26 protein-coding genes are annotated in these 26,777 nt (G+C 67.6%); 14 read left to right on the plus strand and 12 right to left on the minus strand.

Translation table 11 applies throughout. The features are described from left to right. Positions 1-99: 99 nt before the first annotated feature. From cmk to FHX42_RS07910, 4 genes are all read left to right on the plus strand, one after another. Entirely contained in the window at positions 100-825 is a 726-nt protein-coding gene (cmk, locus tag FHX42_RS07895; RefSeq protein WP_328795971.1) for a (d)CMP kinase, read from the plus strand. After that, a complete protein-coding gene (locus FHX42_RS07900; protein WP_407926210.1) occupies positions 822-1,550 on the plus strand; it encodes a lysophospholipid acyltransferase family protein in 729 nt (242 codons plus the stop codon). The genes cmk and FHX42_RS07900 overlap by 4 nt, the downstream gene beginning before the upstream one ends. After that, entirely contained in the window at positions 1,547-3,001 is a 1,455-nt protein-coding gene (gene der, locus FHX42_RS07905; RefSeq protein ID WP_182543606.1) for a ribosome biogenesis GTPase Der, read from the plus strand. Before FHX42_RS07900 ends, der begins: the two co-directional genes overlap by 4 nt. A gap of 88 nt (positions 3,002-3,089) precedes the next feature. Further along, a complete protein-coding gene (locus FHX42_RS07910; protein WP_182543607.1) occupies positions 3,090-3,923 on the plus strand; it encodes an aldo/keto reductase in 834 nt (277 codons plus the stop codon). Between the two features lie 46 nt (positions 3,924-3,969). Here FHX42_RS07910 and FHX42_RS07915 read toward each other — a convergent pair whose 3' ends face one another. Beyond that, complete coding sequence (locus tag FHX42_RS07915; RefSeq protein WP_182543608.1) at positions 3,970-6,063, minus strand: S9 family peptidase; 2,094 nt, start codon at positions 6,061-6,063, stop codon at positions 3,970-3,972. A 179-nt stretch (positions 6,064-6,242) separates the two neighbouring features. Between FHX42_RS07915 and FHX42_RS07920 the strand changes: the two genes are divergently transcribed. From FHX42_RS07920 to FHX42_RS07930, 3 genes are all read left to right on the plus strand, one after another. Then, positions 6,243-8,456, plus strand: a complete 2,214-nt coding sequence (locus tag FHX42_RS07920; RefSeq protein ID WP_328795973.1) for a family 43 glycosylhydrolase — start codon at positions 6,243-6,245, stop codon at positions 8,454-8,456. 105 nt (positions 8,457-8,561) lie between these two features. Then, positions 8,562-9,206: a class II aldolase/adducin family protein gene (locus FHX42_RS07925; RefSeq protein ID WP_407926222.1), complete on the plus strand. Its 645-nt coding sequence runs from the start codon at positions 8,562-8,564 to the stop codon at positions 9,204-9,206. Positions 9,207-9,261: 55 nt separating this feature from the next. Beyond that, entirely contained in the window at positions 9,262-9,594 is a 333-nt protein-coding gene (locus FHX42_RS07930) for a glyoxalase superfamily protein (protein ID WP_182543609.1), read from the plus strand. An 8-nt stretch (positions 9,595-9,602) separates the two neighbouring features. Here FHX42_RS07930 and FHX42_RS07935 read toward each other — a convergent pair whose 3' ends face one another. The 3 genes from FHX42_RS07935 to FHX42_RS07945 all read right to left on the minus strand — a co-directional run bounded on the left by FHX42_RS07935 (position 9,603) and on the right by FHX42_RS07945 (position 11,987). Beyond that, positions 9,603-10,937 carry a NupC/NupG family nucleoside CNT transporter gene (locus FHX42_RS07935; RefSeq protein WP_328795974.1) on the minus strand — a complete coding sequence of 445 codons (1,335 nt, stop codon included), beginning with the start codon at positions 10,935-10,937 and terminating at the stop codon, positions 9,603-9,605. Between the two features lie 200 nt (positions 10,938-11,137). Further along, positions 11,138-11,458 (minus strand): hypothetical protein, encoded by a 321-nt coding sequence (locus FHX42_RS07940; protein WP_220480075.1) that lies wholly within the window; start codon positions 11,456-11,458, stop codon positions 11,138-11,140. A gap of 43 nt (positions 11,459-11,501) precedes the next feature. Continuing rightward, entirely contained in the window at positions 11,502-11,987 is a 486-nt protein-coding gene (locus FHX42_RS07945; protein ID WP_182543610.1) for an Asp23/Gls24 family envelope stress response protein, read from the minus strand. A 563-nt stretch (positions 11,988-12,550) separates the two neighbouring features. Here FHX42_RS07945 and FHX42_RS07950 point away from each other — a divergent pair. The 4 genes from FHX42_RS07950 to FHX42_RS07965 all read left to right on the plus strand — a co-directional run bounded on the left by FHX42_RS07950 (position 12,551) and on the right by FHX42_RS07965 (position 19,230). Further along, complete coding sequence (locus FHX42_RS07950; RefSeq protein ID WP_182543611.1) at positions 12,551-14,905, plus strand: arylsulfatase; 2,355 nt, start codon at positions 12,551-12,553, stop codon at positions 14,903-14,905. Further along, positions 14,898-15,833, plus strand: coding sequence for a formylglycine-generating enzyme family protein (locus FHX42_RS07955; RefSeq protein WP_182543612.1), 936 nt, complete (start codon positions 14,898-14,900; stop codon positions 15,831-15,833). Before FHX42_RS07950 ends, FHX42_RS07955 begins: the two co-directional genes overlap by 8 nt. A 16-nt stretch (positions 15,834-15,849) precedes the next feature. Next, positions 15,850-16,758: a LysR family transcriptional regulator gene (locus tag FHX42_RS07960; RefSeq protein WP_182543613.1), complete on the plus strand. Its 909-nt coding sequence runs from the start codon at positions 15,850-15,852 to the stop codon at positions 16,756-16,758. A gap of 888 nt (positions 16,759-17,646) precedes the next feature. Beyond that, positions 17,647-19,230 (plus strand): BCCT family transporter, encoded by a 1,584-nt coding sequence (locus FHX42_RS07965; protein ID WP_182543614.1) that lies wholly within the window; start codon positions 17,647-17,649, stop codon positions 19,228-19,230. Between the two features lie 211 nt (positions 19,231-19,441). On the opposite strand, the gene FHX42_RS07970 is transcribed toward FHX42_RS07965, so the two are convergent. Then, positions 19,442-19,681, minus strand: a complete 240-nt coding sequence (locus FHX42_RS07970) for a hypothetical protein (RefSeq protein ID WP_182543615.1) — start codon at positions 19,679-19,681, stop codon at positions 19,442-19,444. 53 nt (positions 19,682-19,734) lie between these two features. Between FHX42_RS07970 and FHX42_RS07975 the strand changes: the two genes are divergently transcribed. Beyond that, the gene (locus FHX42_RS07975; RefSeq protein WP_182543616.1) at positions 19,735-20,229 is read left to right on the plus strand and encodes a hypothetical protein; all 495 of its coding nucleotides are present in this window, start codon (positions 19,735-19,737) and stop codon (positions 20,227-20,229) included. 174 nt (positions 20,230-20,403) lie between these two features. Further along, positions 20,404-21,090: a DUF4383 domain-containing protein gene (locus FHX42_RS07980; RefSeq protein WP_182543617.1), complete on the plus strand. Its 687-nt coding sequence runs from the start codon at positions 20,404-20,406 to the stop codon at positions 21,088-21,090. Between the two features lie 59 nt (positions 21,091-21,149). Here the strand turns inward: FHX42_RS07980 and FHX42_RS07985 are convergent, their stop codons facing one another. Beyond that, complete coding sequence (locus FHX42_RS07985; RefSeq protein WP_182543618.1) at positions 21,150-21,668, minus strand: Lrp/AsnC family transcriptional regulator; 519 nt, start codon at positions 21,666-21,668, stop codon at positions 21,150-21,152. Positions 21,669-21,743: 75 nt separating this feature from the next. Between FHX42_RS07985 and FHX42_RS07990 the strand changes: the two genes are divergently transcribed. Further along, positions 21,744-22,406, plus strand: coding sequence for a LysE family translocator (locus FHX42_RS07990; protein WP_182543619.1), 663 nt, complete (start codon positions 21,744-21,746; stop codon positions 22,404-22,406). Positions 22,407-22,417: 11 nt separating this feature from the next. On the opposite strand, the gene FHX42_RS07995 is transcribed toward FHX42_RS07990, so the two are convergent. The 6 genes from FHX42_RS07995 to FHX42_RS08015 form a co-directional block, all read right to left on the minus strand. Continuing rightward, on the minus strand, positions 22,418-22,753 hold the full coding sequence (locus tag FHX42_RS07995) for a hypothetical protein (protein ID WP_182543620.1): 336 nt from the start codon (positions 22,751-22,753) through the stop codon (positions 22,418-22,420). Between the two features lie 40 nt (positions 22,754-22,793). Next, positions 22,794-23,636: a class I SAM-dependent methyltransferase gene (locus tag FHX42_RS08000; RefSeq protein WP_182543621.1), complete on the minus strand. Its 843-nt coding sequence runs from the start codon at positions 23,634-23,636 to the stop codon at positions 22,794-22,796. Between the two features lie 110 nt (positions 23,637-23,746). Continuing rightward, a complete protein-coding gene (locus tag FHX42_RS08005) occupies positions 23,747-24,370 on the minus strand; it encodes a maltokinase N-terminal cap-like domain-containing protein (RefSeq protein WP_182543622.1) in 624 nt (207 codons plus the stop codon). A 224-nt stretch (positions 24,371-24,594) separates the two neighbouring features. Then, complete coding sequence (locus FHX42_RS26465; protein WP_235987137.1) at positions 24,595-24,867, minus strand: hypothetical protein; 273 nt, start codon at positions 24,865-24,867, stop codon at positions 24,595-24,597. 90 nt (positions 24,868-24,957) lie between these two features. Beyond that, entirely contained in the window at positions 24,958-25,113 is a 156-nt protein-coding gene (locus FHX42_RS26470; protein WP_235987138.1) for a hypothetical protein, read from the minus strand. Between the two features lie 284 nt (positions 25,114-25,397). Then, complete coding sequence (locus tag FHX42_RS08015; RefSeq protein ID WP_182543623.1) at positions 25,398-26,738, minus strand: MFS transporter; 1,341 nt, start codon at positions 26,736-26,738, stop codon at positions 25,398-25,400. Positions 26,739-26,777: the final 39 nt, after the last annotated feature.

The raw sequence follows: 26,777 nt of genomic DNA on the forward strand, positions 1-26,777 counted from the left end.
CGAAACCGGGACGCGATTGTCCGCCGAACGGCGGAGGCAGGCAGAATGAATGGTTGGTCCGGTGTTGTCGCCGGTTGTCGGTGCGTTAAGGAGGAGGGTGTGGCCCACCCCGAGCTTCGCGGTGTCGTGGCGCTCGACGGCCCCTCGGGGACCGGTAAGTCCACGGTCGCCCGGCGGCTGGCGTCCCGATACGGTGCCGCCTACTTGGACACGGGGGCGATGTACCGGGCGGTCACGCTCGCGGTGTTGCGAGCGGGGGTCGTGCTCTCGGACGCCGAGGCCGTGGCGCGCGGCGCGCGGTCGGCCGAGTTGACCATGGGGACCGACCCGGAGCACCCGTGCGTGCTGCTCGCCGGTGAGTACGTCGACGACGAGATTCGCGGGGCTGCCGTGACCGAGGCGGTGTCGGCCGTCTCGGCGATTCCGCAGGTCCGGCGAGCGCTCGTCGCCGAGCAGGTCCGGCTGATCGAGGCAGCGATGAGCGAGCCGGGCGGTATAGTCGTGGAGGGACGCGACATCGGCACCGTCGTCGCGCCCGATGCGGGCCTGAAGGTTTACCTCACGGCCTCGTCCCAGGTACGCGCGCAACGGCGAAGCGCGCAGGACACCGCAGCGGGCCGCGAGAGCGATGTCGACGACACCCGTGCCGACGTGCAACGCCGCGACAAGCTGGATTCCGGCAGGCAGACCTCGCCGTTGCGCATGGCCGAGGACGCCGTCGAACTGGACTCCACCGGCCTGGACGTGGCAGGAGTCCTGGAACATCTGCACAAGCTCGTCGAGAGTCGAGGACTGCTCGTGTACGCGGAACGGACGGCCCGGTGAGCGCCGAGGAGCACGCGGCGGCCACGAGTAACGGAACCTCGACGCGAGAAGGTACCCTGCCTGAAGGGGCATCGCCCGCATGGCACCGGGTGGGCCGGTGGATCGGAACCACGTTCGTCCGCCTGCCGTACCGGGTGCGCATGCACCATCGTGAAAGGCTCCCGAGATCGGGCCCGGTCGTGCTGGTGGCCAACCACAGCTCGATGATCGACGGCCCACTGTTGTTCGGCATGCTGCCGCGTCGAGCGGTGTTCCTGGTCAAGTACGAGATGTTCCGGGGACCACTGGGATGGTTTCTGCGCAAGATAGGCCAACTGCCGGTCCGTCGCGGAGAACCCGACCGGACCCCGCTGCTGGCGGCGGTGCGGGTGCTGCGTGCCGGTGGCCTCGTCGGGGTGTTTCCCGAAGGGACCCGGGGCGATGGCGCGGTGAGCAACGCGCAGCACGGAGCCGCCTGGCTGGCTCGCTCCTCCGGGGCACGACTGGTGCCGGTCGCCTGCCGCGGTACGCGGCGTCCCGACGGCCGAGGGCGCAGGTTGTTGCCGAAGGTGGACGTGCTGTTCGGCGAGCCGGTGACGCTGCCCGTGGCCAAGGGACGAACCGGGTTGGCCGCGGCGACCGAGCAGGTGCGTGGCGAGCTGGTCGAGGTGCTCGACGAGCTGGACCGCCTGACCGAGCGCAAGCGCGACGACCATGATGAAGACGTGAGAGGGAACCAAGCGTGACCGAGGAACCGCTGGCGGACGCCGGCGAGGGTGACGAACTGGACGGGACTTGGACCGACGAGTCCGAGTGGACCACGTTCGACGATATCGAAGGAGCCCCGGAGGAGGGGGCGGTGCCGGCGCAGCCGGTGCTGGCGGTGGTCGGCCGCCCCAACGTGGGCAAGTCCACGCTGGTCAACCGACTGCTGGGGCGCCGCGAGGCTGTCGTGCAGGACACACCGGGGGTGACCCGGGACCGGGTGGCCTACGACGCGCTGTGGAGCGGGCGACGCTTCACCGTCGTCGACACCGGTGGCTGGGACCCGGACGCCAAGGGATTGCAGGCGTCGGTGACCGAGCAGGCCCGGATGGCGATGTCCACGGCGGACGCGGTGCTGCTGGTGGTGGATGCCACCGTTGGTGCCACCGCCACGGACGAGGCGGTGGCCAAGGTGCTGCGGCGCTCGCAGCGGCCGGTGCTGGTGGTGGCGAACAAGGTCGACAACCAGCGGACCGAGCAGTCCGAGGTCGCGCCGCTGTGGTCGCTGGGGCTGGGAGAACCGCAGCCGGTCAGCGCTACGCACGGACGGGGATCCGGTGACCTGCTGGACAAGGTTCTGGAGTCCTTCCCCGAGACCCCTCGTGAGCGGTTCGGCACTACCGGGGGGCCGCGCCGGGTCGCCCTGATCGGCAAGCCCAACGTCGGCAAGTCCAGCCTGCTCAACCGGCTGGTCGGTGAACAGCGTGCCGTGGTGGACGAAGCAGCCGGTACCACCGTGGACCCGGTGGACTCGTTGGTCGAGCTCGACGACGAGGTGTGGCGCTTCGTGGACACCGCCGGCCTGCGCAAGCGGGTCAAGACCGCCAAGGGCACCGAGTACTACGCCTCGCTGCGCACCAAGGCCGCGATCGAGGCGGCCGAGGTCGCCATCGTGCTCATCGACGCCTCGGAGCCGCTGAGCGAGCAGGACCTGCGTGTGATCGGCATGGTCGTCGAGGCGGGGCGGGCGCTGGTGCTGGCCTACAACAAGTGGGACCAGGTCGACTCCGAGCGCAGGCGCAAGCTCGAGAAGGAGGTCGACCGCGAGCTGGTGCGCGTCCGGTGGGCCGCGCGGGTCAACGTCTCGGCGGAGACGGGCCGGTCCGTGAGGAAGCTGGCACCGGCACTGCGCGAGGCGCTGGATTCCTGGGACCAGCGGATCTCCACGGGACGGATCAACTCGTGGCTGTCGGAGGTCATGGCGGCCCATCCGCCGCCGGTCCGGGGAGGCAAGCAGCCGAAGGTGCTGTTCGCGACCCAGGCCCATCCGCGGCCGCCGACGCTCGTGCTGTTCACCACCGGTTTCCTGGAGGCCGACTACCGCCGGTTCCTGGAACGCAAGTTCCGGGAGACCTTCGGTTTCCCCGGCAGCCCGATTCGTCTCTCGGTACGGGTACGCGAGAAGAAGGACTCCAGGTCCTCGCGGCGCTAGGCGATCCCGTCGACGCTCCGTGACCCGTAGGCTGTGGGTGCGCCCGGCACGATCTGCGGATCATGGCGAAAAACGGAGTGTGCGAGAGATGCGACACCTGCGGTTGCCCTCCGGTGCCGAGCTGCCCGTGCTGGGGCAGGGCACCTGGGGGATGGGAGAACGCGGAGGCGACCGCCGTACGGAGGTCGCCGCGTTGCGACACGGCCTCGACCTGGGGCTGGGACTGCTGGACACCGCCGAGATGTACGGCAACGGCGGTGCCGAGGAGGTCGTGGGTGAGGCGATCTCCGGGAGGCGGGACGATGCCTTCCTGGTCAGCAAGGTCTTCCCGCACAACGCGACCAGGCGCGGGACCGTCGAGGCGTGCGAGCGCACCCTGCGGCGGTTGGGCACCGACCACGTGGACCTGTACCTGCTGCACTGGCGGGGCGGTACACCGCTGGAGGAGACCCTGGAGGCGTTCGAGGGGCTGCGCGACAGTGGCAAGATCGGCCACTACGGCGTGAGCAACTTCGACCCCGACGACATGCGGGAGCTGTTCGCCACCGAAGCCGGGCGGCGGGTTCAGACCGACCAGGTGTTGTACAACCTGACCCGCCGCGGTGTGGAGTTCGACCTGCTGCCCTGGTGCCGGCAGCAGCGGCTGCCCGTGATGGCCTACTCGCCCATCGAGCAGGGGCGGTTGTTGAACGACACCGTGCTGCGGGACGTCGCCGAACGGCATCGCGTCCCCGCCGCTCAGGTGGCCATCGCCTGGGTGCTGCATCAGGAGGGGGTCTGCGCCATTCCGAAGGCGGCCACGGTCGAGCACGTCGAGCAGAACCACGCAGCGCTCGGGGTACGACTCGGCGACGAGGACCTGAAGGCACTGGACGCCGAGTTCCCGGCTCCTCGGCGGGCCACGCCCCTGGAGATCCTGTGAGGTGACGGTGGCCTTCCGGGAACGGTCGCCCGGAAGGCCCACCTGCTTATGCGGATCCGTCGCCGCCCAGCGCTGTGCGCAGGAAATCCAGCTGCAGTAGCAGCAGGTTTTCCGTCGTGCTCTCGGCCGTGGGCATGTGACTGACGCCCGGCAGCGGCAGCAGCGAGTGCGGCCGGCAGGAGGCGGTCAACGCCTCGGACAACCGCAGCGAGTGTGCCGGTACGACGTTGTCGTCGACGGTGCCGTGGATGAGCATCAGGGGCCGTTGGAGGCGGGACGCCTCGTCGAGCAGCGAGTTCGCTCCGTAGGTCGCGGGCACCTGGTTCGGGTCACCCAGGTAGCGCTCGGTGTAGTGCGTGTCGTAGAGCCGCCAGTCGGTGACCGGGGCTCCGGCGATGGCGGCGTGGAAGACGTCGGGACGCCGCAGCACCGCCAGGGCCGCCAGGTATCCGCCGAAGGACCAGCCGCGAATGGCCACTCGTGTCGGATCCAGCTCGTCGCGCTCCGCTGTGAGGGCTTGCAGCGCGTCGATCTGGTCGTCCAGCGGCGGTCCCGCCAGGTCGCCTGCGATCGCGCGGTCCCACCCCGGTCCGCGTCCACCCGTCCCGCGGCCGTCGGTCACCACGACCGCGAACCCCTGGTCGGCGAACCACTGGGAACTCAGGTAACCGGCCTGCCGGGCGAGCACGCGCTGTGCCTGGGGGCCGCCGTAGGGATCGAGCAGCACCGGAAGGCGGCCTTGGTCCGGTTCGTACCCGTGGGGCAGCAGGAGCGCGCTGCGCAGGGAACGTTCGCCGGAACGGAGCAGTTCCACGTGGGCACGAAGCTCGGGCGACTCGGCGTACGAGTCGATTTCGGTGAGGGTGCGGGTGCCGTCGACCACGGAGACGGTGGTCGACGGTGTGTCGAGTCCGGAGGAGGACAGCACCACGGTCGATCCCCCTCGCGTGGCCGTGTGCACTCCGGGGGTGGGGGAGAGTCGCTCGGTTCCGTCGGGGCCGACCCGGTAGACGTGGATCTCGGCCGGGTCCTCCTCCGAAGCGGAGACGAGGATGTCCTCGGTGCCGATGTGCAGCACGGCACGGACCTGCACGTGCGGTCCGGTCCGTTCCCGGTCCCCGACGACGAGCCGGTAGGCCCCGTCGCGAGCGCTGATCCGGACCAGGTGACCGTCCGGTGTCCACGCGGGCCAGCCCGCCTTGATCTCCACCCAGTGCGGGTCGGTTTCCCTGGCGATCTCGCGCGTGCGTCCGGTCGTCGGGTCCACCTCCAGGACGAGCTGGCAGCGCTGGTCGCGGGTCTGCACCGCCACCAGGGGTGGGCCGTGCTCGGACCAGTGCGCGGTGACCACGTAGGGGAAGGTCTCCCGGTCCCAGGAGAGCTCCACCGGCCGGTGCTCCGTGCCGACGAGGAAGAGACCGACCTCGGCGTTGGGGGTCCCCGCGGCGGGGTAGCGCATGGTGGTCGGCGGTTGTGCCGGCTCGGCCGGATCACCGAGGTACCAGTGCCGGACCTCGGAGTCGTCGACGCGAGCCACCAGCAGTTCCGTGCCCTCCGGCGACCACCAGTACCCCCGGTTGCGTCCCATCTCCTCTGCGGCGATGAACTCGGCGACGCCCCAGCGCACGGCATCCTCGTCGGGGGTGACCAGTGCCCGGTCGCCGGTTCCGTCGAACCCGATCAGGCGGAGCTCACCTTCCGAGGCGTAGGCGATGTGACTTCCCGTGGGATCGGGTCTGGGGTCGGCTACGGGCCGCTGAGCCGGTAGCTCCCGCACGTCCCCGGTGGAGAGGTCGGCCGCGAACAGTCGTCCCGACAGGCTGAACGCGATCCTGGTGACGGTCCGGTCCGTCGCGTAGCCGGTGATGCCCGTGGCACGTTCGCGGAGGCGTTCCCGGCGGGCCCGCTCGGCGGCGGGCACGGTCTCGTCGCTCTGGAGTCGTCCCGGATCCGCGACGCAGCGCGTCTCCCCCGTGCGGGCTTCCAATATCCACAGGGCGTTGCTGCGGTCCGTTCCCGCCGACGAGCGCAGGAAGAGCACCGAGGTTCCCGCGGGATCGACCGTGAAGTTGCGCGGGACGCCGAGTGTGAATCCCTGCGTTCGAGCACTGTGACGGGGGAAGGATTGGGCTGCCGACATGGAGTCAGACTGTCAAACCGCACCGTATGGCGCCGAGTCCGGGTGGCGAGGTTGTTGTGGGGTCGTGACCCATTACCACGCTCGGGTGGTAATTATTGACATTGCTCGCACGGTCGGGAACAGTCTGCTTACAGCGCCCGCCCGTTCCCGGTGCGTCCGGTGGTTACCGAGGGGGATCGGTGTCCGTACGTCTGTCCCGCCTGCTGAGCGTTCTCATCACCGTGCCGTGGGTGATGACGGTGGCCCTCACCGGTGCCGCTTCCGCGTCCGGTCAACCGGGGGACCGGATCACGACCAACGCGACGTACCACAACGATGCCGGGGTCGTCGGCGCCGATCCCCACGTCTTCTTCGACGAGGACAGCGGCTACTACTACGCGTACACGACCAAGGGGGCCGATCCCGGCTACCGGTTCGGTATCTATCGCTCACCGGACCTGGTGACCTGGGAGCACGTTCCCGGCGGCGCGCTGGACGTGGACGACGGCACCCAGTGGGGCCACGACTGGTTCTGGGCGCCGGAGGTGTACCACAATTCCGAGACCGACCTGTACTATCTGTTCTACTCGGCTCGGCTGAACGAGAACGTCGCCGAGCACTTTCGTCATCCCGACTTCGAGGAGCCCTCCAAGCTCGGCGTGGCCGTCGCGGAATCCCCCCGGGGGCCTTTTCGGAACATCACCGATCACCCGATCGATTACCGTCCTTACGACCCGGAGTACCACGACGTCAACCAGATCATGGGACCGGAGCAGAAGAAGCCCCCGGAAACCCTGGCCGAGGGACGTACGGCTCCGCTGGGAACCTACATCCCCTCCATCGATCCCAACGTGTTCTTCGACGACAACGGCAGGATCTACCTCTACTTCTCCCGCAACGCCTACCGCAACTGGGTGTGGGACCACGAGCGCGGCAAGTACATCGAGACCTCCAACATCTACGCCGTCGAGCTGACCACCGAGTGGTGGCACGATCCGACGGGCCGCACGATGCCGACCGTGCGACCGCGCTACGTCAACGCGAACAAGGACCCGCAGGACCCGCCCGGTGTGCGCAAGGACGGTTTCACGCCGATCCTGAACTACCGCTCGGACAAGCAGGAATGGGAGAACGCCCACGTCAACGACTACCGGGAATCGGGAGGCGAGCTGAAGGATCGACGTTGGGAAGAGGGATCGACGGTCGTCAAGCGTTACCGGAATGTCGACGGGAAACGAGTGCCCGTCTACTACCTTCTCTACTCGGCGAATCACTACAAAAGCAGTGAATACGGTGTGGGGTACGCGGTTTCCGACAGTCCGTTGGGACCGTGGAGGAAAAGCGACGACAATCCGATCCTGCGGCAGGACCCGCGACTGCCGATGTATTCCACCGGACACGGCGACGTGGTGCGTTCGCCCGACGGTTCCGAGCTCTACTACGTCCACCACGGTCGCCCCTCGCCCACGAGCAACCGTCGGCTGTACACCGAACGGATGCGGTTCCTGCCCGAGCAGCCGGACGTGAGCGGGGCCGCGTCCCTGGCGATCGACCAGTCGGTCGGTGACGAGCCGATCCCCTCCGGGGTGGCGCCGTACTCGCTGACCACCGACGAATCCCTGATCGACGTGGGCGGGAGGGAACCGACCGAACTGCGGTGGACCGTCAGCAGCGCCGCCGGTGCGGCGATGGACCTGTCCGACCCGCTCAACCGGGTGGCGGTCACGCTCGGCCCGAGTTCCTCGGTCGTGGTGGACTCGGATGCCGACAGTGCGACGGTCTCGGGAGATCAGGCCGGGGTCACGGCGCTGACCCTGCGGTATCAGCGCCGGCGTGCCGGCGGGGACCACGCCGATGTCGACAACATCTTCGCCGCGGGCACCGCCGGGGAAAGGCACGAGCCGGTGGCGGCCACGATTCCCGTCGTCGGGTGCACCTCGACCATCACGGGGACGCGTACCGCGGCGCTGCGGATCGACCGGGGGGTGATCTGCCTGAAAGGTGCCACGGTCACGGGACCGGTGCACGTCGCTTCGGGAGCGTCGCTGGTCGCCGTCGGTTCGACGATCGCGGGGCCGGTTCGGGCACGCGATGCCGGTTCGGTGTGGTTGTCGGACACGACGGTGTCGGGCCCGGTCGACATCCGCGGTGCGACTGGGCTGGTCCGCTTGGACGGGACGACGATCACCGGCCCGGTGGCGGTCACCGCTTCACCCGCGGCGATCACGATCGCGCGGTCGGTGGTGCACGGTTCGGTGACTCTGCGCGGGAATCTCGGAGAACGAGCGATCAGCGTGGGCGACAACATCATCGACGGCCTGCTGAAGTGCACCGGCAATGCCTCGAAACCGACCGATGTGCTGCATCCGAACTCGGTGCACGCGTCCTCGTCGGGGCAGTGCGGGAAGGTCTGAACCGTTCCCTCCTCGGGCCGGGCCGGTATTGACGTCGGCGTGGCCGGGACTGTTGAGTTCGGGTCGAAGCAGCCGCGAGTGGACGGAGTCGCCGTGACCGAGCAGATCCCGCTAGCCGACGAACGTCACGAAGTGATCAGGATGTCGCGGCGGATGGTCGCCGACGGATTGGTCGTGGGTACCGCGGGCAACGTATCGCTGCGCAGGGGCGGACTCGTCGCGGTGACTCCGAGCGGGGTGGAGTACGACCGGCTCACCTTCGCCGACGTGCCGATCGTGGACCTGGACGGAAATCCCGTCCACGGCTCGCTCAAGCCGACCTCGGAACTGCCCATGCACCTCGCGGCCTACAACAGGCACGAGACCGGGGCGGTGGTGCACACCCATTCCCTCTACGCCACGGCGTTGTCCCTGGTGCGCGACGAGGTCCCGGCCGTGCATTACCAGCTCGCGGAGTTCGGGGGCGGTGTCCGGGTCGCCGAGTACGCCACCTTCGGCACCGCCAGGTTGGCCGAGAACATGTCCGCGGCACTGACCGGTCGTGGCGCTTGCATCCTGCGCAACCACGGTACGGTCGCCGTCGCGGACACGCTGGTTCACGCCTACAACCGGGTGCGACAGCTGGAATGGCTCTGCCAGCTCTGGTTGACCGCTCGCCAGGCCGGGGAGCCGGTGCTGCTCGACGAGGCCGAGCTGGCGCGCAGCGCCGAGCAGTACGCCACCTACGGCCAGACCGGCACCGAGCACTGAGTCCGCGAGCGCCGCCTCGTGGCGCGGGCCTGCCGACAGTGCCATGCTCACCCGCGTGGACGAGGAAGTCATCCCGATCCTGCGCGTCGAGGATGCCGACGTGGCGGTCAGGTGGTACGAGCTGCTGGGATTCACGGCCCAGTGGAAGCACCGTTTCGAAGCGCGGCTGCCCGCCTTCGTCGAGGTCGCGCGCGGTCGGATCCGTGTCTTCTTGTCCGAGCACGAGGACGACGCTTTCCCGGCTGCGTTGGTCTATCTGCGGGTGCACGATGTCGACGCGATCGCCGCCGAGTTCGGCATGTGTCCGGAGGAGGCGCCGTGGGCTCGCGAGATCGAGCTTCGCGACCCCGACGGCAACCGCCTGCGGATCGGTACTCCCGTGGGATGAGGGCCGACTCAGCCGATGAGCATCCCAGCGATGGTGGCGCTCATCAGGTTGGCCAGCGTTCCCGCCAGCACCGCGCGAACGCCCAGCTGGGCGATCAGCGGGCGCCGCTTGGGGGCCAGCCCGCCGAGCCCGCCGAGCAGGATCCCCAGCGAGCTGAAGTTCGCGAACCCGGTGAGCGCGAAGGTGACGATGACGCTCGTCTTGTCGCTGAGCTGCCCGACGACGTCCCCGAAGGAGGCGAAGGCCACGAACTCGTTGAGGGCCAGCTTCTGGCCGAGGAAGCTGCCCGCCTGGATGGCCTCGTCCATCGGCACACCGATGGCCACCATGATCGGCGAGAAGATGTAGCCGAGGATCTGCTGGAATGTCAGGTCCGGGATCCCGACCAGCCCGCCGAGACCACCGACGATCAGGTTGAGCAGGGCGATCAGGGAAATGAACGCGAAGAGCATGGCGCCGACGTTGAGGGCGAGCTTGAGCCCGTCGGAGGCGCCGGTCGCGGCGGCGTCGATGACGTTGCGCGGCTTCTCCGGTTCGTCGGTCGTGTCATCGCCCCGCGACTCCTGGCGGTCGTCCTGCGACTCCTGGTGCTCGGAGTCGGCAGGGGGCTCTTGTGAGCTTGAGGCCGTACTCGCTCCGCCGGGTTTCGACGAGGCCAGCACCTCCTGGTCGCTGGCCGGTTGTTCGGTCTCGGGAACGATGATCTTCGCCATGAGCAGACCCGCCGGGGCCGCCATGAAACTCGCCGCGATCAGGTACTCCAGTTGCGCCCCCAGCAGCGAGTAGCCCACCAGTACCGTGCCCGCGACGGTGGACAGCCCACCGGCCATCACGGCGAAGAACTCCGACCGCGTCATCCCGGCCAGGTAGGGACGGATGACCAACGGTGCCTCGGTCTGTCCGACGAAGATGTTGGCCGTGGCGTTGAGGGACTCGGCCCGGGTGGTGCCCAGCAGTTTCTGGAGACCACCACCGATGATGCGCACGATCCACTGCAGGATGTTCCAGTGGTAGAGCACGGCCGTGAGCGAGGCGATGAACACGATGATCGGCAGCACCTGGAAGGCGAACAGGGTGCTGTTCTCGTCGAGGAGGTCCAGCAGCGGACCGACCATGAAGTCGATGCCCTCGTTGGCGGAGTCGATCACCTTGCCGACCCCGTTGGCGACCGTCTGCAGGACCTGCTGCCCGGTGTCCCAGCGCAGCACCAGGAACGCGAAGACCACCTGGAGCACCAGTGCGCCGACCACCGTTCGAGGTCTGACGGAGCGAGGGCTGGTGGACAGCGCGAAAGCGAGCAGTAGCAGCAGGGCCATGCCGCCGATTCCCCATAGCACTTGCACGTGTAAACCGCCCTTTCCGAGCCGCGTACCACCACGGCTCACCCGATCGGGGGCACCATGGCGATGTTGTTCGTCGAGCGGGAATGCTCGCACCCCCTGGCAACCGGCGGTGACACGGATGACCTTTTCGCAATGATCGGCGGTTTATTCTTCCGCTGAGCGGAAGTACCGGAGCACGTGCTGTCGGAGCTGCGAGGCGTTCATCGCCGACGCCGGACCACGGCGGCGAGGTGATCGATCAGCAGGTAAAGGAGCGGGAACGCGCCCAGCACGGCCCACCGGCCGTCGTCCGTCCACAGCCAGAGGGCGAGACCGGCGGGCAGGGCCAGCACGCCGGCCGTCGTCGAGACCTCTCCACCACGTCGCCACAGCACCGTGGCCGCGATGACGGCACCGGCGATGAGCAGGCCGGTGACCGACCAGCGCCACTCGTCGGTGAGTATCCACACCAGCAGTCCCACCATGGACGTTCCCGCCGCGATGTGCGGGCCGGTGCGGTCGGGAAGCGGGGACCTGTTCATCCGCCGTCCTCACCACGCGTCGACGGATGAGCGTAAGCGGGCGCTACTCCGCTCGGGCGGGTGCTTCCTGCTGCTCGGTGCCCTCCGAGGGCACATGCACGTCGTTGACCGCGATGTTGACCTCGGTGACCTCCAGACCGGCCAGCGTTTCCACGGCGGTGATCACGTTGCGCCGTACGGCGCGGGTCAGTTCGACGAGCGAGGTTCCGTACTCCACGGTCACCTCCAGGTCGATCGCGGCCTGCTTCCGCCCCACCTCGACCCGCACTCCGGGGGTCTGGGTGGTGTCACTGCCGGGAATCCGTTCGCGGACGGCGCCGTAGGCACGGGCGCCCCCGCCGCCCATCGCGTGAATCCCGGTCATCTCTCGCGTCGCCAACGCCACGATCTTCTGCACCACCTGGGGAGCGATGCTGATGGAGCCCTGGGACTCCTGCTCGCTCGGGGTGGTCGTGTGCTGGCGGGGCACCTCGGTTCCCGAGGACTGCCCGGCTTCGCTCCGCGACTGCGTCGATTCGGTTCGAGACATGCTCCCACTCTCCTCTCGCCAGTGCTGAGCCGCACGTGCTGAGGCCCGTGCCGCGGCGGTGTTGATGGTTGGCACTGCGGGGTGCCGGGACTCGGGTCTCGGGACTCGGGGGGACCGGCACTGCGGAAGACAGCACGGCCGCTCTGTGCCGCATTTCACACCATACGCTTTCGACGCCGTCGCGGCTTCCGCGATGGACGTGATCGCGAAGGCCTCGTTGGGTCGTCGGAGTACGACCCGGGGTTAGTCATAGACAGCTTCTATGGCCCACATTGAAAAATAGTCTCGTTCGTTTGTCTCCCTCGGTGACCAGGCGTCGTCGCGGTGTTCTTGTGACTCAGCACTCAGCTCTTTTCCGGAGTTGCTCGCCGACATGGTTGCGTGTGCGCACTGCGGCACTAGTATCCGATCGCGACGCAAAAGGCCCGGTGAAAGTTTTTCGGGCAGTCTTTCGGTCCGGTCCGCACCGTCGCGGAATTCGGTACCGGCTACAACGCGACCGAATCGGTTTCCCTCCGGTCGAGCCCGCGTTGGCAAGGCCGATTTCACACAGGAGGTAGGTAGTGTCCGTTCCCAGCCGTGAGCAGCTCCCCATTACCGAGGAACAGCAGTCGTCCCCGACCTCGACGGACATACGGGACCAGGATCCGGCTTACGAACCACAGCAGCCGGTGCGGCCCCCGGAGGGGGCCCCGAACGTGGTGGTGGTCCTGCTCGACGACATGGGTTTCGGTGCGCCGAGCGCCTTCGGGGGGCCCTGCGAGATGCCCACGGCCGATCGGTTGGCCCGGGACGGGTTGCGCTACAGCCGGTTCCACGTGACCGCTGTCTGCTCGCCGACGCGGCAGTCCCTGCTCACCGGCCGCAACCACCATTCGGTCGGCATGGGGGTCACCACCGAGATGGCCAGTGCTGCCCCGGGGTACAGCGGCATCCGTCCCCGCAGTGCGGCCACGATCGGTCAGGTGCTGCAGGGCAACGGGTACAACACGGCCGCGTTCGGGAAGTGGCACCAGACCCCGGCGCGCGACGTCAGCGTAGCGGGGCCGTTCGATCGCTGGCCCACGGGCGAGGGATTCGACAAGTTCTACGGGTTCCTGTGCGCGGAGATGAACCACTGGTACCCGGTGCTGTTCGACAACACCACCCCGGTGGAGCCCTCCCGCACGCCCGAGGAGGGGTACCACCTGTCCGAGGACCAGGTGGACCAGGCCATCGACTGGGTGCGGGATCAGCGCGCGCTCAAGCCGGAGAACCCCTTCTTCACGTATCTCTCGTTCGGTGCCACGCATGCGCCGTACCACGTGCCCCAGGAGTACCGGGACAAGTACCGGGGGCAGTTCGACCACGGGTGGGACCGGCAGCGTGAGATCACGCTCCAGTGCCAGAAGGACCTCGGCGTGGTTCCGCCGGACGCGGAGCTGGCGCCGTGGGCCGAGGGCGTGCCGCACTGGGACGAGCTCTCCGAGGCCGAGCAGCGTTCGGCCGCCTCGCTGATGGAGCTCTACGCGGGTTTCGCCGAGCACACCGACGTGCAGATCGGCCGGTTCGTCGACGCGCTGGAAGAGATGGGCGAGCTGGACGACACGCTGTTCGTCTACATCCTCGGTGACAACGGCGCCTCCGCCGAGGGCGGTCTCGGCGGCACCCTCAACGAGCACCGGGTCGCCAGCGGCATCGAGGACAGCGCCGAGTTCATCAACGAGCACTCCGAATCGCTGGGCGATGCGACGACTCACGCGCACTACCCGGTCGGCTGGGCGCTGGCGATGAACACGCCGTACCAGTGGACCAAGCAGGTCGCCTCCCACTTCGGCGGTACCCGCGACGGCATGCTGGTGCACTGGCCCAGGGGCATCGCCGAGCGCGGAGGGATCCGCCACCAGTTCCACCACGTCATCGACGTGCTGCCGACCGTGCTGGAGGCGGCGGGACTGCCGCAGCCCCACAGCGTCGACGGTGTCTCGCAGCAGCCGGTCGAGGGCACCAGCATGCTCTACAGCTTCAACGACGCCCAGGCGCCGGACCAGCACCGGGTGCAGTACTTCGAGATGGTGGGCAACCGGGGCATCTACCACGACGGCTGGATGGCCGTGACCCGCCACGGCACGCCGTGGGAAATGGTCCAGGAGGGCCAGCGCCGTTACTTCGACGACGACCGCTGGGAGCTCTACGACACCAACACCGACTGGACCCAGGCCCACGACCTCTCCGCCGAGCACCCCGGCAAGCTGCGTGAACTGCAACAGCTGTTCCTCATCGAGGCCTCCAAGCACCAGGTGTTCCCGCTGGACGACCGGATGACCGAACGGGAGAACCCGAAGGAGGCGGGACGGCTGGACCTCATGGGCGAGCGCCGCTCGGTCACCTTCCACGCCAACGCCAAGCGGTTGACCGAGGAGACCGCTCCCAACGTCAAGAACCGGTCGCACTCGGTGACCGCGGTGTTCGACGTTCCGGAGGGCGGCGCCGAGGGTGTGCTGGTCGCCCAGGGCGGTCGCTTCGGCGGCTGGTCGCTGTACGTGCACGAGGGCCGGCCCACCTATGCCTACAATTACTTCGGGCTGGAGGTGTACAAGGTCCGGGGTGCGGAGTTGACCCCGGGGCGGCACGAGGTGCGAATGGACTTCGAGTACGACGGCGGCGGTGTCGGGAAGGGCGGTAACGCCACGCTGTACGCCGACGCCCGCAAGGAGGGCGAGCAGCGGGTTTCGGGAACGATCCCGTACTACTTCGCCTTCGACGAGACCTTCGACATCGGCGTGGACCGGGCCTCACCGGTCACCGACGACTACGAGCCGGTGAACAACGGCTACGGCGGGCGGTTGCAGTCCGTCCGCGTCGACCTCAGCGGGGACGTGGACAGCGACTGGCAGGACTCCGACGCACGCGAGCGATTCAGGACAGCACATGAGTGAGTTTTCGGGTAGCTGTTGCGCCCCTGAGGGCGGGCACGGTGGCTCGACCGCGACGGAAGAACCTCTTGCCGGTGACTCGGGTAGCACCGAGGGCATGGCGCTGCTGGACGGTGGCGAGTTCCTGATGGGGTGCGAGGACTCCCGGGCCTACCCCGACGACGGGGAGGGGCCGGTACGTCGGGTCACCCTCGATCCCTTCGCCATCAGCACCACCGCGGTCTCCAACGCCGAGTTCGCCGAGTTCGTCCGGGTCACCGGCTACCGGACCGAGGCCGAGCGCTTCGGGTGGTCCTTCGTGTTCGGCGGGCTCCTGCCGGACGACTTCCCACCCACCCAGGGCGTCGCGGCGGCACCGTGGTGGCGGGTTGTGGAAGGCTCCGACTGGTCGCGCCCGGAAGGCCCGCAGTCCGACATAGAGGGACGTGAGCACCATCCCGCCGTCCACGTGACCTGGGCCGACGCGCGAGCCTACTGCCAGTGGGCCGGGCTGCGACTTCCGACGGAAGCCGAATGGGAATACGCCGCCCGAGCAGGTCTGCGGGGATGCGCCTTCCCCTGGGGCGACGAACTGGAACCCGACGGCCGGCACCGGATGAACGTCTGGCAGGGAGAGTTCCCACAACGCAACACCCGCGCCGACGGGTGGTACGGAACCTGCCCCGTCAACGAGTTCCCACCGAACGAGTTCGGCCTGTACAACACGACGGGTAACGTCTGGGAGTGGTGCCAGGACCGGTTCGTCGCCTCGCGCGGAAGCCATGATCCCGCTCAACAGCGCCGAGTCGCCAAGGGTGGCTCCTACCTGTGCCACGATTCCTACTGTCTGCGCTACCGCGTGAGCGCACGTCAGGGGATCACCCCGGACTCCTCGACCGGAAACACGGGGTTCCGTGTGGCCGGTTCCGTGGAGAGCAATCGAGGCGGGTGACAGGAAGGGCGAGGAGATGGAACGCCGGGAGCTGGAGTACTTCTTGGCGATCGCCGAGCACGGCAGCTTCACTGGAGCGGCCCAGGCGCTGCGGGTGGCTCAGCCCTCCCTGTCGCACGCGATCGGTGCGCTCGAACAGAAGCTGGGTGGGCGGGTGTTTCACCGGCTGGCCCAGGGAGTGAGCCTGACCCCGGCGGGCGAGGCGTTGGCCGAGCCCGCGCGGCAAGTGCTGCGCGACCTGGACACGGCCGGTGACTCGGTCCGTCAGGTACTGGGCGTCACCGGCGGAAGACTGGACATCGTGGCGCAGACGACGCTGGCGGTGGACCCCCTGGCCGCGCTGGTCGGACAGTTCCTGCGGGACCGTCCGCTGGTCTCGATCCACATCTCCGACCCGGAACTCGGCTCGGACATCACCGGCTCGGTCCGAGCGGGTGAGTGCGAGCTCGGCATGATCGACTCGCACTCGCCCGTGCGTGAGATGGACAGCATGGTGCTGCCCGGCCGCGAGATCTTCGCCGTGCTGCCGCCGTGGTGGTCGAGCTCCGAGCGGGCCAGGATCAGCGTGGCCGAGCTGGCAGCGCTGGACTTCGTGACCACCCCGGAGGGCACGGCGACCCGGGAGGTCATCGAGGACGTCGTCGGTACCCGCTCGGCTCCTCCTCGCGTCGCCGTCGAGACAGCGCACCAAGCCATGATCGTTCCGTTGGTGCTGGCGGGTGCCGGCGCCACCCTGTTGCCGAGATCGATGGCTCAGGACGCCGCGCAGCAGGGAGCGGTGGTGCTACCGCTGCGCCCGCGAGTGGTGCGGCGTGGCGTGCTGTTCTGGCGCAGTGGACCGCTGTCACCGGCCGCGGCCGAATTCGTCGAGCTGGCGCGCGGTCTCTCCGGCGAGCCCACGCGGGGAACTCGCCGAGAACCCTGACACGAAAAAGCGGTTACCTCACGGTATAGTCTTTTTCTATCCATTCCATCGATGATTGGTATGCTGAATCGCATGACAGTGTATTGACTGTTCCGGCGCTGGAGTGTATCGGCGTTTCGGTGAAGGAGTAGGGTGATCGGCGGAAGTCGATCAAAACACATCATTTAGCCATTGCGGACAGAGTGACAAAAGCAGGCATGTACATCTGCACATGGGCTGTGTTAACTTTTTCCGATAGGAATGAGCTACCGCTTTGACGGAGGAGGTCGCCCCCGGTCTCGAGTCCGCGTGGACGGGATGCCTCCCGTGTTCGTAGAGCCTTCTCGGTTTCTTCGGGGCGGGTCCGGCGATAACGTCGATCACATTTGTCGATGTTCCCGACACGGCGAGAACCCCCTCCCGAGGGGAGGACGACGGGCAACTATCATGTCGCGCACTGAAGTCTCTCCGGACGGTGTTGAAAACGTCGGGTCGGTCCTCTCGAAGGCCGCCCCACCGGTAGTGGCCGGGCACCGCGCCGAGTTCGAAAAGCACGTCGACAAAGCTCTCGACGAGAGTGCCGTGCACCGAGGTCCTCGCCTCGCTGTCGACGAGGAGTGTTCGAGCTTACTCGCATCGGAACCTCGATCGCCCCGCGAGGAGGTCGGAGGGTCTGTCGAACTCGCGAGTGGTGCTGCCTCGAACGAATCAGGAGCCCCGTCGTCGCGAGCCGACTGCGGTGAGCCCGGAGCGACAGCACCTCCGAAGTCGCCGACCTGGCACCGGAATGCATGAACTCGTGGCGAGTCAGCCACGAGTTCGTCACCCTTATCGGGCCACCGTGCCACCGGACCGTCGGCAGCGTCCGCTTTGTCCGCACTTTTCCAAACTTGTAAGATAGTGGTCTCCATGCAAACATCAAAAATGAAGCAGACCGCGATAGGGCCCGTTTTTTGGGTCTCGGTCGTGGCCTCGGCGCTGATCGTCCTCTGGGGTGCGTTGGCGCCGGATAACTTCGCGGCCGTCACGGATCGACTGTTCGGCCACGTCGTGTCGGGCTTGAGCTGGTTCTTCCTGCTCGCGGCGAATCTCTTCCTGGTGTTCGTCATCTACCTGGGCGTGAGCAAGTACGGCAGGATCAAACTCGGCAAGGAGAACGACAGACCCGAGTTCGGTCGCCCGTCCTGGTTCGCCATGATGTTCCAGGCGGGCATGGGTCCCGCCATCATCTTCTGGGGGCTGGCCGAGCCGCTGTCGCACTATGTCAACGTGCCGTTCGACCTCGCCAAGCCCGGCTCGGACGAGGCCGCCGGGCTCTCCATCCAGTACTCCTTTTTCCACTGGGCACTGCACCCCTGGGCGATCTACGCCACCGCAGGTCTGGCCGTGGCCTACTTCACCCACCGCAAGGGTGAAAAGGGACTGCTCAGCGCCATCTTCCGCCCCCTGATCGGTGACCGCGTCGACGGACCCGCGGGGAAGGTGATCGACATCCTGGCCGTGCTGGCGGTGGTGTTCGGCATCGCCGTGGCCCTGGGGCAGGCCGGACTGCAGATGACGGCAGGACTCGGCCAGACGTTCGGGCTGTCCACGGGGATAATCGTGCAGCTCGTGGTCCTCGGGCTCACCACAGCGGCGTTCATGGTCTCGGCGACGACGCGGATCGAGCACGGCATCAAGTGGCTCGCCAACATCAGCATGCTCATCGCCCCGCTGCTGCTCGTCTTCTACTTCGTCGTCGGACCGACCATCACGCAGCTCAACGTCTTCACCGAGGGCACGGGTAACTACCTGAGCAACCTCATCCCGATGAGTTTCCGGCTGGACGCGTTCAGCCCGGACAACGAGTGGATGGGGAGCTGGACCGTGTTCTACTGGTCCTGGTGGATCGCCTGGGCTCCCTACGTGGGACTTTTCATGGCCCGCATCTCCCGCGGACGCAGCATCCGCGAGTTCGTCGCGGCCACCGTTCTCGTCCCCAGCGTGGTCAGCATGATCTGGATTTCCGTGTTCGGCGGATCGGCGCTGCAGCTGGCCGGCAGCGGGCAAGCATCCGCCATCGCCGAAACCGTGAAGCAGAGCCCGGCCGCGGGGATGTTCGTCTTCATCCAGGAATACCCGCTCCCCATACTCCTGTCGATCATCTCACTGGTGGTGCTGTGGGTGTTCTTCGTCGCCGGTGCGGACGCCGGTACCGTCGTGCTGGGAGAGCTGTCCACCGGAGGGGACCAGAACCCCAAAACCTGGATCCGGCTCCTGTGGGGAGCTCTGCTGGCGTGCGTCGCGGCGATCCTGCTGGTCTCCGGCGGACTCGGAGCACTTCAAAAAGCCTCGGTGCTCATCGGGACACCGTTCACGATCGTCCTGGTCGCCATCTGCGTGGCCTTCTACAAAACCCTCTCGAGAGAATACGTCGAACCCAGGGGAGAGCGCTCGCACGAGCAACTCGTCGAGCAACCCACGGAATCCGAAGGCCGGAAAACGCCTCAGTGATCGCGCGGGTCGGAGCTGTTCGCGCTTTCCGGGCCAGGGCACCCAGGATGATGGAGTCGGCGCTGTCGGAGTAGGCGTCGATGACGATGCCGTGACGTTCGTAGCAGCGTCGCAGCCGGTTTCCGGACACGACGTCCTGACACGACACATGGCTGCGCGGGGCATGGTTCCACCACGCCCCGCGCAGCTCTTTTCGTAGTGGAGATCGTGATCAGTAGTGCTTCATCATGCGGTCGAAAGCCGCCGTGGCGACTTCCCAGTGACTGGTGATGGTTTCGGTGGGAACTTCGAGGTCGGCGCGCGCGTCGACGGTGACCACGAAACCCGGCGTGGTCGTGCGCCGACGCATCAGCACCCGTCGTCCGCCGGTGGAACACCCGATCCGCTCGCCGTTGTCCCGAGCCACGCTCTGCCCGGGCGTCAGTGAACCCGTCTCGCTTTTACCGGCCATACCCCTTGTTTGTAGTGCATCACTCTCCTTCGCGCGCGTCGTGTACGGGCGGGATGCTCGCCACTGTCGGGACTTGGCACTTCCGCGCACCCGCCGGGGCGGGCATCATGCTCGCCACTGTCGGGACTTGGCACTTCCGCGCACCCGCCGGGGCGGGCATCATGCTCGGTATGAAGACGATGACGCTGGCCGGGGCCAGTACGGTGTTCATCGACGACCGTGGTCGCCACCGGGTGCTGCGGATGAGTTGGCATCCCCACCACCGGATAGCGGTGCTCAGCATTTGGAACGGAGACCAGTGCACGGCGACTTTCCGGTTGCCCGTGGAACAGGTCCCGGACTTTGCTCAAGCGCTGAGCAGTGGGCTCGTGAACCTGGCGAACACGGCCGAAGCCACCGCGGCCCATCGTGATCAGGTCACCGAGTCCCTGCTGCGCGAACCGACTCCGCCGTCCCGTGCCGACGTCGTCAGCAGCACCGTCGCGCGTGGTCTGGACGTGGTCATTCGGGGATGTACCCGGCTGCGTGACAGGTTCGCGCGCCACTGACGTGTCCGCGAGATGCATCCCCCGAGAGAGCGTCCTACACTCGAAGAGGAGGGGTGGGAGCAGACGGGATCCGTTGGAGTCCGTCGAAATCGACCCCGCCGACGTGGTCGCGAGGGGTTGAGGTAAGTCGCTCACCCCCGGTGCCCCGGTGCAGCCACTCGGAGGTTATGGATCATGGAGGAACGGAAGCCGCGACAGCACCCGGTGCACGTAGTCCATCGAGTCAGCGCGGCAGTGCTGGGGCTCGGTCTGTGGGTGTTCGCGGGGCTGGGCTTCGCCCACGGCTTGCGGTTCCTCACCACAGAGGGACAGACGGTGCTGGGGCTGTCCTCCAACGGGCTGCTCTCGACGATCTCGGTGGTGGCCGGCGCACTGCTGCTCGGTGCCGCGTTCTGGGGCGGGCCCGTGGCCTCCATGGTCACGGGAGTGCTGGGCGCGCTGTTCCTGCTCTCGGGCATCGTGCACCTGGGCGTCCTGCACACCGAGCTCAACATCCTGGCGTTCCGGCTGTCGAACGTCTTCTTCAGTCTCATCGTCGGGATGCTGCTGTTGTTCGTGGGGCTCTACGGGAGGGTCAGCGGCGGCCTTCCTCCGGACAACCCCTATCGGCAAGCTCACCCGCGCCGCAAGGACCGGCCGCTTCCGCAGGAGCAGGAGCAGGAGCAGGATGCTCCGGAGGACGAGAACGAGCAACGGTTGGAGGAAGCCGAGCTCGCGATGGGGGAGGGGCACGCCACGCCCGAGCAGACCGCTCTGGTCGAACACGACCAGGCCAAGCGTCGGGAGAAGGAGTACGACCGGGCCTATCGGCACCTCGCCGAAGACCAGCCCGAAACGCCCCACGGTACCCGAGGCGAGTAGCTGATCCCGACGTGTCCGCACCGCGAGTGACATCGCTCGTGGTGCGGACGGTCGTGTGGTCATCCGTTCAGGTCGCGCTTCCCGTGCGAGCGGGCGTGTCCGTCGTCGCGGGGTGGTAGGAGCGGGCCCCCTTCCCACTTCTGGAAGATCAGGTTGGTGTGGACGAGGGCGACCTCGTCGCGAGCGGTGTACTCGTCGAGAACGAGGCGTTGGAGGGCTTGGGCGTCTTCGGCGGCCACGTGCACCAGAAAGTCGTCGGGGCCGGTGAGGTGGTAGAGCGCTCGTGTTTCGGGCTGATTCACCACGCGTTCGACGAAGGGCTGCACCAGCGGGCGCTTGTGCGGCTGCACCCTGATGAACAGCAGTGCTTCGATGGGGCGGCCGAGCTTGGCGGAGTCGACCTGCAGGCGGTAGCCGGTGATGACTCCGGACTCGCGGAGCCTGTTCATGCGGTCCAGGCAGGTCGAAGGCGCTATTCCGGCAGCGGCGGCGAGTTCCTTGTTGGACAGCCGGGCATCGTTCTGAAGCGCGGCCAAGATATCGAGATCAACCGGGTCGAGTTGCACGGTTTGGTCCATACGCCGAATTTTATCCGACAATATTGCTTCGGTTTCGGCGTGGATTCACTCTGAAGGCGTGGTGTTCGGAGATCTTTGTCCAAGCGGACGACGCTGCGAGCCGGCATGATCGGTCAGCTTCCCGTCTTCGTCGGAACCACGGCGCTGATGTTGGTCGTGCCCGGCCCGGACTTCGTGCTGGTCACGCGGAACACGCTGGTCGGTGACCGAAGCCGGGGATTTCTCACGGCCGCGGGGATCTGCACGGGTCTGGGGTTGTTGACCGTCCTGACCGCCGGCGGCGTTTCCGCGCTTGTGGCGGCGAGTACGACCACGCTGGTCGTGCTCCGCATGGCCGGAGGTGCTTACCTGCTGCTGTTGGGAGCGCTGCTGTTGCGTTCCGCTTTCCGGCGGCGTCGGAGGACGAGTTCGGCCGAAGAGGACTCTTCGGCCGAGCGGCGAACCGGATCGCCGATGATGCAGGGATTCCTCAACAATGTCGTCAATCCGAAGGCGCTGGTCTTCTACCTCACGTTCATGCCGCAGTTTCTGGTCCCGGGGACGCCGGTGTACGTTCAGACGCTGCTCATGGGCTTGATCGTGATGCTCTGCGCGGCGATCTGGTGGACCGCGTACGTCGCCGCGGTCGGAGTCCTGGGCCCTGCCCTGCGGCGAAGCGCCGTACGTACAGCCCTCGACGCGGGTGCGGGGACCGCTCTGGCGGTGTTGGGAGTCCTGTTCATGTTCGGTCGGATATAGGAGCCGGGAGGTCACGGTGACTCGCGTGATCGGTTCCGCACGAGAGTCACCGCATCCACCAGCGAGATTCCGGGGAATTCCTTCCGCGATTCCCGAGTCGCCGTCACCTCGCCCACTTCGTCGCGGAGCCGGTGGAACCTGCTCAGATCGTGTGTGTCCCGGATCTGCTCGACGGAGTGGAACCTGGCGCGGAACCCCCGCTGTCGCCGGAGCTTGGCCTGTCGACTGCTGAACAGGGAAAACAACACGATCACCAGGGGTGCGGCGGAAGCCATCATCGAGTGGTCCGACAGCACGAGGGCGAGCGCGCCGACCGCCGTCAGCCCGCTCAGGGCTGCCCACACCATCGACGCCCCCCAGTTCTGATCATGACTCAGGGCGGTGACCCTACCAGTCGGCTCGACCGAAGTGAACGGTTTTCGCGGTCAACAGGAACAGGTCCGTGCGCCGGTCGACGCTCGCCGGGTCGGCCGGATCGAGCAGCCGGTCCAGCGTCGTCACGTCCTCGGCGTCCAGGATCTCGTCGAGCATCGTGCGTTGTCGCTCCAGCAGCCGCCGCACCGACAGTCGCGGAGCGTCGGCCAGGGGAGCGGGGTGGTCCACGAGGAAGGTCCTGCTCCGTACCTCGGTGAGTCCCGTCGCTCGCAGCATGCCGGGCCAGTCCTCGACCTCCGCGACCGATCCGGGGAGTTCCTCCCGCATCCGGCTGAACCGGTCGGCTGTCGCCGCGTCCATCCGCTCCTGCAGGCCGGGACGCCCGAACCCCAGGTCGCGCGGTAGCCAGCGGGCAGGCAGGCCGCCCTCGACGAGGGCCAGCACTCCGCCGGGGGCGAGGAGTCCGGCCAACTGGTTCAGCGCCCTCCGCTGGTCGCCGACGTGGTGCACGACCTGCCCCGACCACACCAGGTCCGCCGGTTCCAGCTCGGCGATCCCCTCCGGGAACTCGGCGGTCCGGGTGCGCAGTCGGAGGTCGAGTCCCTCGGCTCGCTTCTCGGCGCGGGCCAGCAGTTCCGGCGACCCGTCCACCGCGGTGACTTCGGCACCCGGAAACGTCGCCGCCAATCGGCAGGCCGCCACACCGGGGCCGCTGCCGATGTCCAGGATCCGGCGCGGTGTCAGGTGTTCGAGTTCCCCGAGGGCCTGGCGCACGTAAGGGCTGTGCGTCTCCCCCTCGAGTTCCAGCATGTCGGCCATCGCGGCCCAGTCGAAGTCGTCGGTCGAGTGTCCCATGGCACCGACTGTGAGCGCGGGTGTGACACTTTGACAAACTTTGTTGCTGTTTTCGCAAAAAAGGGGGTGCGGACGCGTTGCCACGGTGTCGGGTCGTGCCGGAGCCCTTCTCAGGGCCGAACCGGTGACGGCTCGCTTCGACGGACGGTGGCGAGGCAGCCCTCGACAGGAGGGGCTTCGTCCCCATCGGGGTACCAGGTACCCATGACGGCACCGATCACGTCTCGTCCCCCGGGGCGAGTTCCGGGACGGATCGAGCGGTTGAGCTCGATGACGGGTTCGGTGACCGCCTCCGACGTCGTCAGTCGGTGTCCACGCGCGTACGCGGGCGCGGAACTGTGCCTGCCGCTCGGTTCGGAAAGTTTCTCGTTCCGCACCAGCCGTAGCAGTTCGTTCCTCCAGACAGGGTCCGCCACGGCATCGTAGATCCAGCGGGTTCCGAGCACGCTGTGCTCGGCTGTCGTGATGAGCGCGTCGGCGTCGCATGGTCGGAGTGCGGTTTTTCCTATCGGAGCGCTGCGGTAGGACATCGGGATTTGGTAGCGCTCGGATCCGGTGCTGACCAGGTGCGTCTCCATGCCCACCGCACCGGCGGGGTCCTCGAATCGGAAGTAACCGATCGGCGACGGCGACGGAGCTCCGCTGCCCGAGTACCAGGGCTGCTGAGCCAGCCATGCGGGGAGGAAGTCGCTGAACCGTGGGGTGAGAGTCGCACCAGGATGGATCTTGGGCATGGTTCGCACCTTATCGCGATTTCGACACGACGGTGCTGGTCGAAGTTCGCTTGCTGATCCGCTTGCGAAACACGAGCGGGGGCAGGATCCCGCGATCCTTGCCCTCGAAATCGGCGCCGACTTCTGCCGACCGGCTCCGACCCGCGCCACCGCGCAGTGATCACCATCAACAGCCGCGAAGAGATCGCACGGGCGTGATGCGGAGGAGCGGGCCAAAGCCCTGTTCAACGCACCGGTGGCCTGCGCCAGTCCCCGCGTCCGCTGATGGCCAGGGTCGTCCTCAGCCCGATCATCGCGAGTCCGCCGCCACCGCCGATGGTGGTCAGTCGCTGTGGTGACCGAGCGAACCATGCCCGGGCCGCACCGGCGCCGAGCGCCCAGAGGCCGTCGGAGAGAACCGCGATCACTGCGAACACGTTCCCCGGGGCGAGGAGACGCACGATCACGGGTCCGGCGGTGCGATCCACGAATCGGGGCAGCACGGTCGCGAAGAACACGAGGGTCCTGGGTTGTCCACCCCGACGAGGAAACCATCGGTCAGCACCCCGCGGTCCCGTGCTGGTGACCCCGGGTGGTCACAGCCTCGGTCAGCGACCGGCGATGCCGAAAGGCCTGAACACCCAGGTACACCGCTCCGACATCTTGAGCACCGTGAAAGCGACGACAGAGTGCTGCACCAGCGTTCCCAGACCGAAGGCGTCCGCGAGCACGTACTCACCCACCGCGTTGCCCACCACGGTCAACAAGGCCCCGGCGGCCGACCGTCAATGCCCGGCTGACCGTGAACAGCACGCTCGGCCCCGGCACGGCGATCAGCACGGCGGGACGACAGCGAACGTCACAAGATCTCCCAGGAACACCATGTGGACAAACTCCCCCGGGGGGCTGGGGGCCTCCGTGAGCGGTGGACATGGGACTCCGCCGTAAAAGGGCCGTTGTCGCGCGTTGACATCGGCTCTCGAGGCGGTGAGCGGGCCGTTCCCGCGTCGAGGGCCGGAACGGCCCGCTCACCACGGAAGGTTCGGGGTCAAACCCGGGCGGTCACCTTCTCGGTGGACCTGGGGCCCTCGTCGAGGCGGCGACGGAAGGTCTCCGGGGCGAGAGCCATCGTCGCCCCCGCGATCACCGCACCGGCCGCGACCAGAGCGATCACCGGCCACGCGCTGCCGCCGGACCAGAGGATCAGCGATGTCGCCGCCAGCGGCGTGAACCCGCCCAGCACCACGCTGCCCGTCTGGTATCCGATGGACAGTCCGCTGTAGCGCACCCGTGGGCCGAACAGCTCGGTGTAGAACGCCGACAGCGGCGCGAACACCGCCCCGTGCGCCACGCCGAGCATGATCATGAGCGCGAGGGAGATCAGGCCCGGCGAGCCGGTGCCCACCAGCCAGAAGAACGGCGCCGCGAAGACCGCCATGAACATCGCGCCGCCGAGGAAGACCGGGCGCCGACCGACTCGGTCCGACAGCGCACCCCACAGCGGTATCGTGACGATATTCGCCGCTGCGGCGACCATCACTCCGGTCAGGCCGAACTCGCGCGGTAGGCCGAGGTGCTCGGAGACGTAGGTGAGGATGAAAACGGTGAAGATGTAGTAGTTGCCGCCCTCGGCGAACCGCGTCCCCACCGCGATGAGCAGCTCCTTCGGGTGCGTGCGAAGAACTTCCACGAGCGGACGGCGCGATGGCCCGGCTCCCTCGCTGAGCTTGAGGAACGCATCGGGCTCGGTGACCTTGAACCGGATGTAGAGACCGAGCAGCGCGAGCAGGGCACTCATCAGGAACGGCACGCGCCATCCCCACGCGATGAACTGCTGCTCGGGCAGCAGGGACATCAGGCTGAACACGCTCGTCCCGAGCAGGAGGCCCGCCGAGACACCGGTTTGCGGCCATGCGCCGAACAGTCCGCGTTGCCCGCTCGGAGCGTGCTCGACCGCCATCAGGGCGGCGCCACCCCACTCGCCACCCACGGCGAAGCCCTGCACCAGACGCAGGAGCACCAGTAGCGCGGGTGCCCCCAGGCCGATCTGCGAGTAGGTCGGCAGCAACCCGATCAAGGTGGTAGCCAGGCCCATCAGGGTCAGCGTCAGGACCAGCGTCGCCTTCCGGCCGATGCGGTCGCCGTAGTGGCCGGAGACGAATCCGCCCAACGGGCGGGCGATGAACCCCGCCGTGAACGTGCCGAACGCGGCGAGCGTGCCCGCCGCCGAGCTGATGTTCGGGAAGAACATCTGGTTGAACAGCAGCGCGGCAGCGGTGCCGTAGATGGTGAAGTCGTACCACTCGATGACGCTGCCGATGGTGCTCGAGATCAGGGTCCTCCTCGGCGAGGATCCGCTCGAACGCTGCGTGGCGTTGGAGGTCGTCAACGGCGTGCCTCCGTTCCCTTCTCGATGCGGATCTCGGGG

Origin of the sequence: Halosaccharopolyspora lacisalsi, assembly GCF_014137975.1 — a bacterium.
Lineage (GTDB): Bacteria > Actinomycetota > Actinomycetes > Mycobacteriales > Pseudonocardiaceae > Halosaccharopolyspora > Halosaccharopolyspora lacisalsi.

What these genes read in the sequence shown, in the direction of transcription:
- FHX42_RS07975 (WP_182543616.1), top strand. Translation starts at nt 19,735, where the DNA reads ATGCTCGCCACTGTCGGGACTTGGCACTTCCGCGCACCCGCCGGGGCG.
- FHX42_RS07970 (WP_182543615.1), bottom strand. Translation starts at nt 19,681, where the DNA reads ATGGCCGGTAAAAGCGAGACGGGTTCACTGACGCCCGGGCAGAGCGTG.
- FHX42_RS07995 (WP_182543620.1), bottom strand. Translation starts at nt 22,753, where the DNA reads ATGGTGTGGGCAGCCCTGAGCGGGCTGACGGCGGTCGGCGCGCTCGCC.
- FHX42_RS08005 (WP_182543622.1), bottom strand. Translation starts at nt 24,370, where the DNA reads ATGCCCAAGATCCATCCTGGTGCGACTCTCACCCCACGGTTCAGCGAC.
- FHX42_RS07980 (WP_182543617.1), top strand. Translation starts at nt 20,404, where the DNA reads ATGGAGGAACGGAAGCCGCGACAGCACCCGGTGCACGTAGTCCATCGA.
- FHX42_RS07915 (WP_182543608.1), bottom strand. Translation starts at nt 6,063, where the DNA reads ATGTCGGCAGCCCAATCCTTCCCCCGTCACAGTGCTCGAACGCAGGGA.
- FHX42_RS08000 (WP_182543621.1), bottom strand. Translation starts at nt 23,636, where the DNA reads ATGGGACACTCGACCGACGACTTCGACTGGGCCGCGATGGCCGACATG.
- FHX42_RS07940 (WP_220480075.1), bottom strand. Translation starts at nt 11,458, where the DNA reads ATGAACAGGTCCCCGCTTCCCGACCGCACCGGCCCGCACATCGCGGCG.
- FHX42_RS07985 (WP_182543618.1), bottom strand. Translation starts at nt 21,668, where the DNA reads ATGGACCAAACCGTGCAACTCGACCCGGTTGATCTCGATATCTTGGCC.
- FHX42_RS07965 (WP_182543614.1), top strand. Translation starts at nt 17,647, where the DNA reads ATGCAAACATCAAAAATGAAGCAGACCGCGATAGGGCCCGTTTTTTGG.
- FHX42_RS07945 (WP_182543610.1), bottom strand. Translation starts at nt 11,987, where the DNA reads ATGTCTCGAACCGAATCGACGCAGTCGCGGAGCGAAGCCGGGCAGTCC.
- FHX42_RS07910 (WP_182543607.1), top strand. Translation starts at nt 3,090, where the DNA reads ATGCGACACCTGCGGTTGCCCTCCGGTGCCGAGCTGCCCGTGCTGGGG.
- FHX42_RS07960 (WP_182543613.1), top strand. Translation starts at nt 15,850, where the DNA reads ATGGAACGCCGGGAGCTGGAGTACTTCTTGGCGATCGCCGAGCACGGC.
- FHX42_RS07955 (WP_182543612.1), top strand. Translation starts at nt 14,898, where the DNA reads ATGAGTGAGTTTTCGGGTAGCTGTTGCGCCCCTGAGGGCGGGCACGGT.